At 59.8% G+C, this 13,477-nt stretch carries 8 protein-coding genes; 4 read left to right on the plus strand and 4 right to left on the minus strand.

Translation table 11 applies throughout. The annotated features are described in order from the left end of the window. The first annotated feature begins 2 nt into the window (after nt 1–2). The 4 genes from ARC39_RS00695 to ARC39_RS00710 all read left to right on the plus strand — a co-directional run bounded on the left by ARC39_RS00695 (nt 3) and on the right by ARC39_RS00710 (nt 5,049). Nucleotides 3–662: a sugar transferase gene (locus tag ARC39_RS00695; protein ID WP_068109999.1), complete on the plus strand. Its 660-nt coding sequence runs from the start codon at nt 3–5 to the stop codon at nt 660–662. Between the two features lie 314 nt (nt 663–976). Continuing rightward, nucleotides 977–2,539 carry a M10 family metallopeptidase C-terminal domain-containing protein gene (locus ARC39_RS00700; RefSeq protein WP_149866262.1) on the plus strand — a complete coding sequence of 521 codons (1,563 nt, stop codon included), beginning with the start codon at nt 977–979 and terminating at the stop codon, nt 2,537–2,539. 124 nt (nt 2,540–2,663) lie between these two features. After that, entirely contained in the window at nt 2,664–3,764 is a 1,101-nt protein-coding gene (locus ARC39_RS00705; protein ID WP_078059004.1) for a polysaccharide biosynthesis/export family protein, read from the plus strand. A 250-nt stretch (nt 3,765–4,014) separates the two neighbouring features. Further along, on the plus strand, nt 4,015–5,049 hold the full coding sequence (locus ARC39_RS00710; protein ID WP_078059039.1) for a glycosyltransferase: 1,035 nt from the start codon (nt 4,015–4,017) through the stop codon (nt 5,047–5,049). Between the two features lie 48 nt (nt 5,050–5,097). Here ARC39_RS00710 and ARC39_RS00715 read toward each other — a convergent pair whose 3' ends face one another. The 4 genes from ARC39_RS00715 to ARC39_RS00730 form a co-directional block, all read right to left on the minus strand. Further along, nucleotides 5,098–9,156, minus strand: coding sequence for a glycosyltransferase family 2 protein (locus ARC39_RS00715; protein ID WP_068108554.1), 4,059 nt, complete (start codon nt 9,154–9,156; stop codon nt 5,098–5,100). Nucleotides 9,157–9,208: 52 nt separating this feature from the next. Beyond that, nucleotides 9,209–10,612 (minus strand): glycosyltransferase family 2 protein, encoded by a 1,404-nt coding sequence (locus tag ARC39_RS00720; protein WP_068108556.1) that lies wholly within the window; start codon nt 10,610–10,612, stop codon nt 9,209–9,211. A gap of 40 nt (nt 10,613–10,652) precedes the next feature. Beyond that, a complete protein-coding gene (gene glf, locus ARC39_RS00725; RefSeq protein ID WP_303645108.1) occupies nt 10,653–11,798 on the minus strand; it encodes a UDP-galactopyranose mutase in 1,146 nt (381 codons plus the stop codon). A 79-nt stretch (nt 11,799–11,877) separates the two neighbouring features. Continuing rightward, nucleotides 11,878–13,452: a glycosyltransferase gene (locus ARC39_RS00730; RefSeq protein ID WP_068108564.1), complete on the minus strand. Its 1,575-nt coding sequence runs from the start codon at nt 13,450–13,452 to the stop codon at nt 11,878–11,880. Nucleotides 13,453–13,477: the final 25 nt, after the last annotated feature.

Consider the following 13,477-nt stretch of genomic DNA (forward strand, 5'->3'; position numbering starts at 1 on the left):
CTATCGCGAAACGCCTTTTCGACATCCTGTTGTCACTTCTGCTGCTCGTGCTGGCCTTGCCGATAATGGTGATGATCTGGGTGCTCGTCCGTCTGGTCGACGGCAAACCGGTCATCTATGAAGCGAGGCGAATGAAAGCGCCGGGAAAGCGTTTTACGGCGTGGAAGTTCCGGACAATGTCCAACGGGTCCGGACCGGAAGTTGGTGTGTCTGGCGGTGACAAGAAACACCGTATCACGCGACTGGGGCGAAAGCTTCGTCGCACCCGGCTCGACGAGTTGCCGCAATTGTTCAACGTATTGATCGGCGACATGTCTTTCGTCGGTCCGCGTCCCCCTGCGCGGCGCTATGTCAGGATGTTCCCCGACCTTTATTCCGAGGTTCTGTTGTGCAGGACCGGGATCACGGGGCTGGCGACGGTGATGTTCCATTCGCATGAGGAATGGCTCCTGCGCGATTGCAAGTCGGCCAAGCAGACCGAAGCGGTATATGTGCGACGCTGTATCCCAAGAAAGGCACGGCTGGATCGCATCTATCGGGACAATTGGTCGGTCTGGCTTGACCTCTACCTTCTGTACCTGACTGCCGGGAAGCTGCTTCCACTTCCGGGAAGGCGCCTCAATCGGCTAAAATCGAAATCAAAGCGCATTTCGGCGCCATGATTGCGCCCGTATCAAACCGCTAATTCGCCGCTCCTGTCTGGTCGTATCCAGCCGATCAACACGAAACTTGTGCCGATTCCGGCACATGGCAAAATGACTGTGGGAAATCGATTCCTCAGTGCGGTGGCGAGATGTGTGAAATCTGTTCGAAATTCAATCCTTTTGCGGGCGCTTGGCTTCACGTTGGCACTCAGGATGACGACACTTCCCTTGCCGAATGGCAGGGGGATCTCCCCCTAGCCAGCAGTGTCTTGTACGATGGGACGGGCGGGGGCGAGGTTTCGGCATCCAGCGCCAAACTGCCGACCCACAGCGTGGGAAAGATCGCAGACATCCTGCTGCATGGATCATGGAACAGTCACGGCGGCGACACCTGGTATCAGAACATCGATCTGGACGCGTCGTCCAAGAAGACGCTCACGGTCGATTACAGCGCAATGAGCAAGGCTGGCCAATGGTTCGTGCAAGAGGCGCTGGAAGCGTGGACTGCCGCAACCGGAATCCGGTTTTCGACCGCGTCCGATCGCAAGGCGCGCATCGTATTCGACGATGAAAGCAGCGGTGCGCGTACGTCAACGACGGCCTGGAGCACAGGAGAGATCGAACAGGCACGCATCAATATCTCGAAGGCGTGGATAGAAGGCGACGAATACACATACGATGCCTATTCGCTCCGAACCTTTATCCACGAGATCGGCCACGCTCTTGGGCTCGGGCATCCGGCGGACTACGGCGCCACTGAAAACGATGGGAACGAATTCTCCACCGACGCGACATTCGCCAACGACAGTTGGCAGTTCACGGTGATGTCCTACTTCTCCCAAGAGGAGAATACGGCGCTTGACGCATCACTGGCCTATGTCCTTACACCCCAGATTGCCGATATTCTCGCAATCCGGGAGTTGTATGGCAGCACCGGCACGTTGCGCACCGGCAATACGACCTACGGGGTCGGCTCCAGCGCCAAGGATTTCTACGACGTTCTGGAGGACAATTGGGCAACGACCGCTTTTACGATTGTCGACGACGGCGGCGTGGATACGATCAATTTCTCTGACACCCGGCGAGATCAGGATGTCGACCTGCGTGCAGGGTCTTTCTCCAGTGTCGGAAGCCGCACCGACAATATGGCGATCGCTCCCGGCACTCTTATCGAGAACTTTCGTTCGGGTGCGGGCGACGACAGGATCTTAGGGAACAAGGCCGCCAATCGGCTGGAAGGTGGCGATGGCGCGGACCGGCTCGACGGGCTGCGCGGAGCGGACCGACTCCTGGGCCAAGAGGGGCGGGACAAGCTCTTCGGCGGTCAAGGCGCGGACACGCTCCTTGGCGGAGCTGGCGCAGACGTATTGAGAGGTCAGGCTGGCAAAGATTCGCTGCGTGGCCACACGGGGAGTGACAAGTTGTACGGGGAAAGCGGCGCGGACAGGGTCGAGGGCGGCAATGGCGCGGATGTGCTCTATGGCGGCAAGGGGAGCGATCTGCTTGCCGGGAACAAACATGCAGACCGTCTCATTGGGGGGCAGGACGCAGACACGCTCAAAGGCGGCGACGGCGGCGATACGTTAAGGGGCGATGCGGGGCACGATCGATTGGTCGGGGGCCATGGGCGCGATGTGCTCGCCGGAGGATCCGGGCGCGACACCTTCGTCTTCGGTAAGGGTTGCGGTCGTGACGTCGTTCGCGATTGGCAGGATGGGCGAGACAGATTGGACGTCTCCGACTGGGCGCTGACGTCACTGCGCGAGGTCAAGAAGATTGCGACGCCAGTCGCTGACGGGGTGCAATTACACTTCAGCGATACCGATGTGGTGACGGTCAGGGGGCTGACCCTCGATCTTCTCTCGGCCAATGACCTGATCTTCGATATCGCATAAACCTGCGGCAGTCGGGGATCTCTCTCCGCGACCAAGTGGTTGACCCCCATCCGCACGTAGCGGTATCTGTGCCATCGGGCCGGGTTCTGCCAACCTTCGCCGTGATAATGATCCTGGGGGATTCATGCTGAACCTGATTCGGTCCTGTGCCGTACTCGTCCTGCTTGGCGCCTGCGCACTTCCCCGAGGCGCGCCGGTCGAATCCGAAATCCTGGCGCGCAACGACGATGAGAGTCCGGATTTCGCGATATATGCAGTGACGCGTGCCAATCTCTCGGCACTCTCCCATTGGCCGGCGACGGACAATGTGCGCAATTTCGGGTGGCTTTCCAGCCAGGCTGGTCCGAGAGACATTACGATTCAGCCGTTCGACACTGTCAGCCTCGTTGTATGGGACAGTGAAGAGAACTCGCTCATGGCTTCGCCTGGGCAGAAACTGGTCGATGTGGGCAACCTCCGGGTTACCGACAACGGTCAGATCTTCGTTCCTTACCTGGGGTATCTCGACGTCGCCGGTCTGTCTCCAGACCGCGCCCGCCGCATGATCGAAAGCGAAATGCTCGCCATTGTTCCATCTGCGCAGGTGCAGCTGTCAGTCGAACCAGGGTCCCGCGGGTCGGTCAGCCTGGTGAGCGGCGTGAACCAGCCCGGCACGGTACCGCTGCCCGATGGCCGTTTCTCGGTGCTGAGCCTCATTAGCCAGGGTGGAGGACCGGACGAAAGCTTGCGCAATCCGCAAGTACGCCTGATCCGCAGCGGTAGAACCTATGGAACGTCGCTGCAGACAATCGTCGAAAACCCCTCTCAGGATACCGTGCTCAAAGGCGGCGACAAGGTCGCGCTGGTGGACGATGAACGCTTCTTCCGAGCTCTCGGGGCGACCGGGAAGGAAGAGATCGTCTACTTCACCGAAGACCGAATCTCCACGCTCGATGCCATGTCTCTAATCGGTGGCCTCGAAGCGAATCGGGCAAACCCGCAGGGCGTGCTGGTCTTGCGGGAATACCCTGCCTCAGCCGTCCGCGGTGATGGGTCCGGGCCGGGCAACAGCTGGGTCGTTTTCACGGTCGATCTGACCAGTGGTGACGGGCTTTTCAGTGCGGGACGCTTCCCGGTCTATTCCGGGGACACAGTGCTGGTGACAGAATCGCCGGTGAACGCTGCGCGCACCGTCTTCGGCCTGTTGGGCACTGTTGTGGGAATCACCGACCAGTTCGCGCAATAGACCGTGACATACAAACCATAAACGGGCGGTTTCTTGCCGAGCTTCCTGTGGTTTGGCTTTTGACAAATGCACACATTCCTGCGAGGCATTCGCATAGGGGGTCGAAGCAGTGGATGTCATTTCTGCAATCGTTCCCGGTGTTTCCGCCTCTGGCGAAGCATCGTTTGTATGGTGACGAGATCGTTCGGTTGAAGCAGAGAGCGGGGATTCTGTGCTCCAGCATTATCGCAGCGCCGAAGAGATTTCGGACATGGCTTCCGTTGTGGACAGTTCGGTCGTGCCCCATGTGGGTCGGTCTTCTGACGTGGGGCTAAATGCGCCGACCCGTCTTGCAGCTGTCGTGGTCACGTTCAACCGCCTCGACCAGGTCAAGCGCACCATAGCGCGGCTTCTCGACGAGCCCTGCGACCGATTGATCGTCATCGACAACGGGTCGACGGATGGCACGAAAGAATGGCTTCGGACCATCGACAATCCACGGGTTCGAGTCATCATGGCACCCGGTAATCTTGGCGGCGCGGGCGGCTTCGAGTTGGGGCTGCGCAAGGCGATGGAACTCGACGATCCCGACTGGGTCGTGATCATGGACGACGATGCGCGCCCGGAACCCGGATGCTTTTCGACCTTTCTGGAGCAGGACATGTCGGAGTGGGACGCTGTCTCGGCCGCAGTCTACCAGAAGGACGGCGAGATCTGTGAAATGAACCGGCCGACCATCAACCCGTTCTGGCATATGCCGACCTTTTTCCGGACCGCACTGAAGTCGCTCGTGGGGCGGTCACGTGGCGGTTTCCATATTCCAGACGAAGCATACGAGTCCTCGCCTCAGGAGATCGACGCAACCTCGTTCGTCGGCCTGTTTTTGCCGCGGGAGACAATTGCGAAGGCCGGCTATCCAGACGGTAGCCTGTTCATCTACGGCGATGACGTGCTCTATACGCTGGGTTTAAGAAAGGCGGGAATGCGCATCGGGTTCGTGCCGGACCTGCGTTTCGAGCACGATTTCAACCGCGCCTACAATGGCGATGCATGTCTCTACAATCCGATCTGGAAAGCCTACTACACCGCACGCAACGGATTGCTCGTCTACCGTCTTGCTGCGGGTATGCTCTTCTGGCCGGCGTTTCTCGTAATTCTGCTGAAGTGGCTGTCGGCGGGACGCCACTACGGTGAGGTCCGGCGCACGTATTACCGGATGGTCTGGCATGGTGTGAAGGATGGACTTGTAGGGAAGCGCAGCCGTCCTCATAGCGAGGTTACCTCGCTTGCCAGCGCCGATGCCTAGAGATCCAGGTGGTTCACACCTAGGCCGCTCGTCCTTTCTGGCAGCAAGTCACCTAAGCCTTTCGCGAACCCATTCGCATTCACGCCACGGCACCGAAACATCGGGGTCGAACAGCACGTCTTGCCCCTCGGACATCAGATCGCGATAGCGCCTGTATTCCTCGGCGTTATTGAAATGCTGCTTCCGGCGGATTTCTCGACGGATCTTCTCGTGAAAGCCCGCGTGATACTTGAAATGGGCGAAGATGAACTCTCGCTGTGCGACCTCGGCCTCGGCCAAGAAATGCAGTCCGGCCGTCAGTCGCATCCACGGGCGATATCGCAAGAGCGCGTATTTCTGGGCAACGAAGAGGTCAGGCCGCGAATTGGCGAGCAGGCGGTGTCGCAGGTTGCTCGTCCATGTCCGCGCGTTCGAGAAAGGGCCGGAAAACGCCGTTTCCGCCCGGAATGGCTCCCTGTCCACATGGGTTGCGACTGCAAAGGGATCGCTGTCGTCGAAATTTGCCTCGGCTAGCGGTCCGGCCGGGTAGAGGTCGAGCATAAAGACACGCGCAGCATCCGCGTTGCCCAGTGCGCCGGAGCTAACCACCTCTGGCAGCGACGTCTCGCCGTTGGCGAGCACCAGAAACTCGTCGACGTCTGCCACAAGGGACCACCGGTTCAATCGAAAGTTCGCCATGAGCGCCTGCTGCCAGGCGACCCCGTATTCCGAGTTTGCGTAATCGCTGTCGACAGAGAAGACAGCGACATCCGGCTGCTCATGCAGGTACTCAAGACTGCCGTCGTCGGAGCAATTGTCCGCGATGAGAAACCCTTTCACCCCAAGTGTCCTGTAGTGTCGGAGAAAGAGTGGAAGCATTTCGCGCTCATTGCGAGCGGCGGAGATCACAACGAGTTCTTGCTCGTTGGTTTTCTGCAGTCGCTCTTCGGTGCCAACGAGGCTCAGGGCATTGTGGTTCCACCCTACGAATGCCGGTGCGACAGTCGGCCAGACCTTTCTTGGAAAGAGCTTTCCTGACGAATGGTGCTCAGCCGCCTTGGCCTGAAGCGCGGCCGCGTCAAGATGCGCGATCTTTGCCGGGCTTGCCGGGCCGGGAAGAAAGGCGTTCATCCAACGGCTGATTGGCACGCCGGCAGAATGAGGGCGTCGCAACACACAGGAGTCGTAGTCCTCGGAGTCCGGGAGAATCCCTGTCATCCATAACAGATCCCCGATCAACTTATCCTCCATGATCGAAGTCAGGATCAGTTGCGCACCCTCCTCTGTCTCGGAGTTCCGTAGCAAGATCTGCATTATGGTGCGGTTAAGCACGTATCCGGTTCCGCCATCCGTGTAGGTCGAGGGTTCCGGCGACTTGTCAATCTCCGGCGCGCTGGCGTCGTTGCCGGATCGGGAAACGTGCCAGACACGATCCGTCTGACCGACCAACCTTTGGATGCCTCGGCCGTAGTAGGCGAATTTGCGGTAGCTCTGACCGAAGAAGAACCGGTCCACATCGAGGAAGCAATCGTCGTCGATCTTCAGCATGTGGCTGAAGGGGGTGTTCTCGTAAACCCACCGTACCGCAGCAAGCACCTTTCTCGGCAGACCTTCGTAACTGTCCGGCGCGTCGAGATACACAACATCGCCTTCTACGGTACCATCGCCGTCGCCAACGGCGATCAGGTACGGAATACCCCGCGCCTTGAGATCTCTAAGCCACGTTTCGCGTTGGGCGGCGACGCGACTGTCGAGCAATGCTCGACAGGAGAACACGATGACAACCGTGTCGAAGAAGGTTGATCGTGCATCACGCGGCAGGCGGGACTCTGTGTCGGCCTTGGCGGGTTCCGGTACCTCCGCTTCGGCGGCCGGTAAGATGTTCACGATCCGCTGTGCGAGGTCGGACACGCACACCTGTGCAGTCTGGCGCAATCCAAATACGGCCATGCGCACGGCCGGGCTGACAGTGAGGGCCTCCGCGTCGTTTTCCTGGACCGCTTCGATCAGGGCGCATGCGAAGGTTCCGGTGATATCGGCATCGTCATTGCGTTCACAACGCAGGAGCGCGGATGTCAGGTTCAGGGCAATTGCGATCCCGATGAAATTGCTGCGTCGTCCAGCCAGAAGATGTAGATCGGCTTGCAATCCGCGAAGGCGCTCGGCGTATGGAGCTTCGGACGGCGCCTCCAGGAGTGCCGCCACGCGAGCGCCGACACGGGTTTGAACGTGGTGATATTCGTTGTGCAGGATATCGGGTGTGTGGCGCCGGATTGCTTCCGCGACCAACTCGGCCTGATTTTCGGCGATGGGGGAGTTCTGACCAGGTAGGGCGGCACGGCGCAGAAGCAGATCATGTGTTTGCCGGACCGCCATCATCGCCGAATCGTCGCCTGTCCAACCGGTCGCGGCCAGTTCCCGGACCAATCGTTCACCGTCTGGCGTACCCGCGACGGTCATTGGAGTTGCGGACGTCGCGTCCGGTCCCTCCAGAACGATTGTCGTCGCGGCGTCGAAAGCCCTTCTGGCGGCGTTCAGTCGTGGGTCGGTGTGAAGCGCGGTGAGGCCGGAATCTGTATCCCATCGGCGCCAGAAGGTCGGAGAGAGCCAGAATAGCCGCCATGCCCGGTCTATTGCCCACTCCTGGAAATTCGTCGAGAAGCGATCGAGGTGCGAGAGCACCGTGACGAAAGCGTCGAGCGTGTTCAGGCACGACGGCGCTTGCCAATAGTCCCTGGCTTGCCAGGTAACAAACTCGACATAGGTGCGAACGGCGGCCTCTCTGTCAGAATCGTCCAGGCAGAGCGGGCATGCGGTGACGATTTGCTTGATCGCCCAAGCAATTGATGTCCGGGAAACCCAATCGTCGGGGCGTTCCTCAAGCCACCTGAAGAACCCGACAACGGCGTCGCCATCCTCGGCGAGCAGGTCATATGGCAGCCGGAAGCTCCGCGCCCATGCCGCATCCGGTGCAGGCTCTTCGCGGAGTGCGCAGGTCGTGGCGATTTCGGCCAACGCTTCCATGTCGTCGGCTTCCGCAAAAGTGTCGGTGAGCCTGAGTGCAAGAAGGCGTTGCTGAGTGGTCGTCAGCCTTGCAATGGCGCTTCGGATCTGCGGGTCTTGCAGGACATCGGCGGGGCTTCGGCAGGGTTCGGACCTCAGTTGCGAACCGAACGCGCGCTGGACTGCTTCGACTTTCATCACGTCGACGTCCGACTCAATGGGTTCCGGAACCGCCGCGCCCTGCGCGTCGGCAAACTCCCCTGCGGCGGGGATATCCCAAAGGCCATAAGTACCCACGGCCTGCGCAAGCCGCTTCCTGGCGGTTGCGCTCAGCCTCGAAACCACTCCGGCGTGCGTGGCATGTTCAATCGAGGAGATCAGCGCGAATGCGGTCGCCTCTTCGTCTGCCGCTATCGCACCGATGGTATCGACCAGCGCGTCGCGATCGAACATTACCGGATCCGCGCAAGGCCGTCCGTTGCACGTAAGCTGGAAGCTCGCCGTGTCGCCATCCGGAACATCTTGCCACATTGTGGCGGGCAATATGGCCACAACGCCGAGAGAGGTATTCTGGCAGCCGGCGGCATCGGCGATGTCGTGGCGCGTCACGTATCGTTGGGGCAGCTCGCACGGTGAGGAAACGCTTTCAATCCGGATAACTTGCGTGTCGTTGCCCGCCTCCACGCCCCACCCGGCAAGGGCGAACGCGGGCGTATGCTTCAGTTCTCCGTGTACATGCCGACCTTGACCAGAGGCACCATGAATGCGGACATCGCGGACACCGCCGTAGAGATCGAACCAGCGAACCTGACCTTTGCTCGGGTGTGAAAGCCATGACAAAAGTGGGGAGTCGTCGAGGAAGATGGTCGCACCTTCGTCAGCGAATTCGATGCGCAGATCGCTCCCGGTCGCCGAGAAGTCGCAAGCGATATGTGCCTCCTCCTCCCAGACCCGGTTCGCGCGGCGGTTCAACACGAGCAAATTTTCTGCTGCGCGAAACGAGAGGTGCAGCAGGATGTCCTGACCGGCTTCGTCGAAGAATGCGACGTTGGCATAATCGAAGCGGTCGAACTCCAGCTTGCAGTCCCAGTGGGACCCGCCTGCCGTTTCAATACCAAGCAGCACTGCTCGAACTCCCTATCTGGTTTGGGCAACACCCATCACAACTTGGGCTGAACTACAATCGGTCGGGCAGGGTGTGGTGCATAAGATCCTGCCAACGCCATATACGGTTAGGCACCTCGCCCGTCTTCTGTGCATCTTCCGCAAAAGCAGGATCGGGATCGCCACGAGCAAGCGCCACCAACCGTGGCCGGAGTGAGCCCGGCGTCGCGACCCTGTCGCCTGCGTTCAGAAACATTGCGAAGGCGCCCTTGGCCGCGACAAGCCCGGCCGCCTTCGTTCCGGCCGTTGCGAGAGCGACCCGGTCGACCACCTTGCAATCTCGCATCGTGCCCACAAGTGCGCGGATCCGGTCCCGCTCTGAGGTCGACATCTCTGCGGGAACAACGATTGTCTCGAAATCGCGAACTGGCAGACGCGAAAGCGCCTGGAGCGTGCGTATCAGCGCATCGGTCTCGTGGCGTCGGACCTGGACAACGATGCTCAACGCAAGTCGGCCGGCAATACGCCATCCCCACAGTGGATCGATGAATGAATCCCACGAACCGTCGAACTCCAATCCGTTGTCACGGAAATAGTCGCTGCACGCCGCGATATACCGGTCGCGGAGGTCTGGATCGGCGATAGGAAGGCTGCGCTCGTAGATCAATCGTGTCGCGATGCGTGCGAATGCCGGCTTGCGGCCCGGGCGGTAGTCGTCCGTCATCCTGGAGCGGATCTCGTCGAGGATTCGGAATTGCTCAAAGACCCGGTCCGAACCCTCCGCCGTGATCTGACCCGCGCGCCCCTGGGTTTGCCAGTAGAGCGGTTGCGGAACATATGCCAGCCGGTTCGTCCGGCAGGCGACATCATAGAAATAAGGGTGATCCTCGTAGTAGATCCCCTCGATGAACCGCAGTCCCTCAACAAGACGCCGCCGGTAGAGCTTGTTCCATGCTGATGGGAAGTGAGGGATCACATCGCCCCAGTCTCGCAGCGCGAAAACCTTGGTTCTCGGGCTTGCCGCCGCGGGAAACGACACGCCATGGATCGCCGTGTGATCGTGCGTTGACCCGTCGGGTAGACAGAAGCGCACCGCACATGCCGCCCAATCCGCGCCGGTTCTACGTACAGCGGCGAAGAGATCGAAGAGATAGTTCGGCGCAATCCGGTCGTCGCTGTCCACGAATGCGATGAAGTCGCCGCGCACCCTTTCCAGCCCAGTGTTCCGAGCTGCCGAAAGGCCACCATTTGCGCGGGTGATCACGCGAAAGCGGGGATCTTCGTCAATCGCCGCCCAGATTTCAGAGCGGCTCGTGTCGGTCGATCCGTCGTCCACGACGATTGCTTCGAAATCGGCGAAAGTCTGGGCGCGAATACTTGCAATACAGGGGCCCACGTAGCGCGCGACGTTGAAGACCGGGACAATGATGGAAATCCGCGGCCGCTTGGAAAGTGAGAATTCGGACCTATCGAACATCGTGCCGCCGCATCACTCGAAGTGCCAGGCGGGTCCGCCGTCAGACCGGCGGTTTCGTGAATACCGGCATGCGTGTTCCATCCGCCAGATGCTGCAGGAAGGCGCGGCCAGTATCAAGCGCTTCGCGTATCGTGACATCCATATCGAGGTAGCGATAGGTGCCCAGGCGCCCAACGAACGTCACCCCCGCTTCCGCCTCGGCGCGGGTGACGTAGTGGCCCAACATCTCTTTCTCGTCCATCAGGCGGATTGGGTAATAGGGTACATCGTCCGGGCCGCAGGCGCGCGAGTATTCGCGGTAGCATACTGTCCCGTCGTGCTCCTCCCACGGGGAGAAGTGCTTGTGTTCGGTGATGCGCGTATAGGGTACTTCCACATCGCCGTAGTTCATCACCGCGCAGCCTTGGTAGTCGCCCGTGCCGGAGAATTTCTCGAAGTCGAGCGTGCGGTATCCAAGCCGTCCGAGTTCGTAGTCGAAATAGCCGTCCAGCGGGCCGGAATAGAACACGTGATCGTAGTTCTTCCCCATGTCGCGGGTGAAGCGCGTTCCGAGGTGAACAGTGATGCCGGGGTGGTCGAGGATACGTTCCACCATGTCGGTGTAGCCATTCTCCGGCATTCCTTGGAACCGGTGGAAGAAGTAGTTGTCGTCATAGTTGAAGCGTACCGGCAGTCGTTTCAGGATTGAGGCGGGCAATTCGGTGGGAGAGACCCCCCACTGCTTCATCGTGTAGCCCTTGAAGAAAGCCTCGTAGAGGTCCGGGCCGACGAACCGCAGGGCTTGTTCCTCGAATGTCTGCGGATCCTCGATCGACTTGTCGGCGATCTCTTCGATGAAGGCGCGCGCCTCGTCCGGGCGCATTGTCTTGCCGTAGAATTGGTTGATCGTGTGCAAGTTGATCGGCAACGAGAACACCTGGCCCTGACTCGTGGTCTTCACCCGGTTCTTGTACGGCAGGAAGGTCTCGAAGCGATTGACGTAGTCCCACACCTCGGCATCGTCGGTGTGGAAGATATGCGGCCCGTAGACGTGCAGCATCACATTGGTATCAGCGTCGCGCTCCGTGTGGCAGTTGCCCGCGATGTGGTCACGCGCGTCCAAGATCGTCACGCGGTGTCCCGCTTCGGCCATCATGCGCCCGATCACTGCTCCGGAAAGTCCGGCGCCAACCATCAGCAGGTTCAGTTCTGTCATCGTTAGTCGCTTTCGTCTGTTCTGGGGCGCGTACGCGACGGCGCGCGACCACCGGCGTGTTCGATCTTTGCTATTCTGCGGCAGCGGCCTGCGATTCCTCCCGCGACGCGTCCTCAGGTTTAAGAACGTCACGGTAGATATCGAGAATGCTCTCTTCGTGATCTTCCATGGAAACCGGCGGCATCGCGTTGCGCCAATAGGCGTCAAGGTCGATGCGGTTTTCCAGTATTTCCCGGATACGCTGGCGGAAGCTCGCAATGCTGTTAGCTTCAAACACCATCGAGGGCGCGTTTCCGACTTCTTGTGCGCCGCCAAGGTCGCTGGTCAGCAGCGGGATATGGCGGGCGTGCATCTCTATGGCGACTTGGGGCAAATTGTCTTCCCATTGAACGGGCACCACGCCCACATCTACGTCTTCCAACAGACGGTCGATCTGGTCATGGGAATAACCGTTCGCATGGCGCACTTCGCACAGGTTGTCGGCGGCTTTGCGCAACAACTCCATCGCATCCTTTTCGCCCTTCTTCGCGCAGACCACCAGCCGGATCCTCCGCGCCAGGGAGTCCGGAAGCGACGCGAGGGCCTTCATCAAGAAGTAGTATCCCTTGTCGCGCCGCATATACCCCATGAAGCCAAGCGTGACGGTTCCATCGGGTTTCAACAGCGACGTTTTGGGCTGGGTGGTTTCATAGAGTTCAGCGTGTTTGGTCCCGATATAGCTGGTTTCCAGCAGCGTCTGATCTATTCCGAATTTCGCTGCCACCTGCGCCACGCGGTTGGAGACACAAAGGATTCGGTCGCAGTTTTCGTTCAGGATCCGAGCGACATCCTCGCGCCGCTGCCGGAAGCGCTCGCTGTCGGGGATGACTCGCGCAAGCGGGTCGCCTTCTTCTCGCGGTTCCAAGCAGTCGCGGTTGGACTGATCGAATGCGAGCACTTCGCGGCTTTCCTCTTTCCAGCGTTGCGACGCCTTGAGCCACGCCTTCGAAGCTCGCGTTCCAAGTGCGAAGCTCCGGCCAAAAAGTACGCCGCCAGGCTCGATACGAAGCTTCTTGAGCGCAAATGCGACAGCGTTGGCGCTGCGTACGTCGTCCGGGTCGGGTTGCCATTTGAGGCACGTGCCGCATTTGCGGCCGCCATCGTAGTCCAGGCAGTTTTCCCTCTCCTTGTGCCACAGGTTTACCTGCGGGCAGACAGGGTAATAGTTGTGGAGGGACAGGATGACTTTCGTGCCCGGAAACCGCGCCTTGATGGCTGAGATCACGGAGGCCGGGATGCCTTCCAGGTTGTTGAAATGCACGATGTCGAACGGACCCTGCGCGCTGACGAAGTCACAGAACGCATCTACGGTTTCGGGATGGTCGATCTGCGCTTGATGACCGAAGGAATGGTGCCCCGGCGCAAGGACGCCTGAGTTCACCAATTCGAACCGGCGCTGACTGTCATCACGGGAACCATGGCGGATTTTTTCCCACCGCGGCCGCGTGGAAAACATGTCATACGAGATGCCCGAGCAGATGAACCGGATCGAAAGATCGTCTTTCTCACCGAGATGCGCGATCAGATTTCGCTGGTAAACCGAAACGCCACCGCCCCGTCGCTCAGGGTCAAGGTAGTCCACCCAATTGTAGTAAAGAATTTTCATTTCCAGATGCCTGTGGTCCCGGTTC

It is taken from the genome of Tropicimonas marinistellae, from assembly GCF_001509585.1.
Lineage (GTDB): Bacteria > Pseudomonadota > Alphaproteobacteria > Rhodobacterales > Rhodobacteraceae > Tropicimonas > Tropicimonas marinistellae.

Excerpts from the sequence above, each read along its gene's own strand:
- ARC39_RS00705 (WP_078059004.1), top strand. The coding sequence starts at position 2,664 with ATGCTGAACCTGATTCGGTCCTGTGCCGTACTCGTCCTGCTTGGCGCC.
- ARC39_RS00710 (WP_078059039.1), top strand. The coding sequence starts at position 4,015 with ATGGCTTCCGTTGTGGACAGTTCGGTCGTGCCCCATGTGGGTCGGTCT.
- ARC39_RS00720 (WP_068108556.1), bottom strand. The coding sequence starts at position 10,612 with ATGTTCGATAGGTCCGAATTCTCACTTTCCAAGCGGCCGCGGATTTCC.
- ARC39_RS00730 (WP_068108564.1), bottom strand. The coding sequence starts at position 13,452 with ATGAAAATTCTTTACTACAATTGGGTGGACTACCTTGACCCTGAGCGA.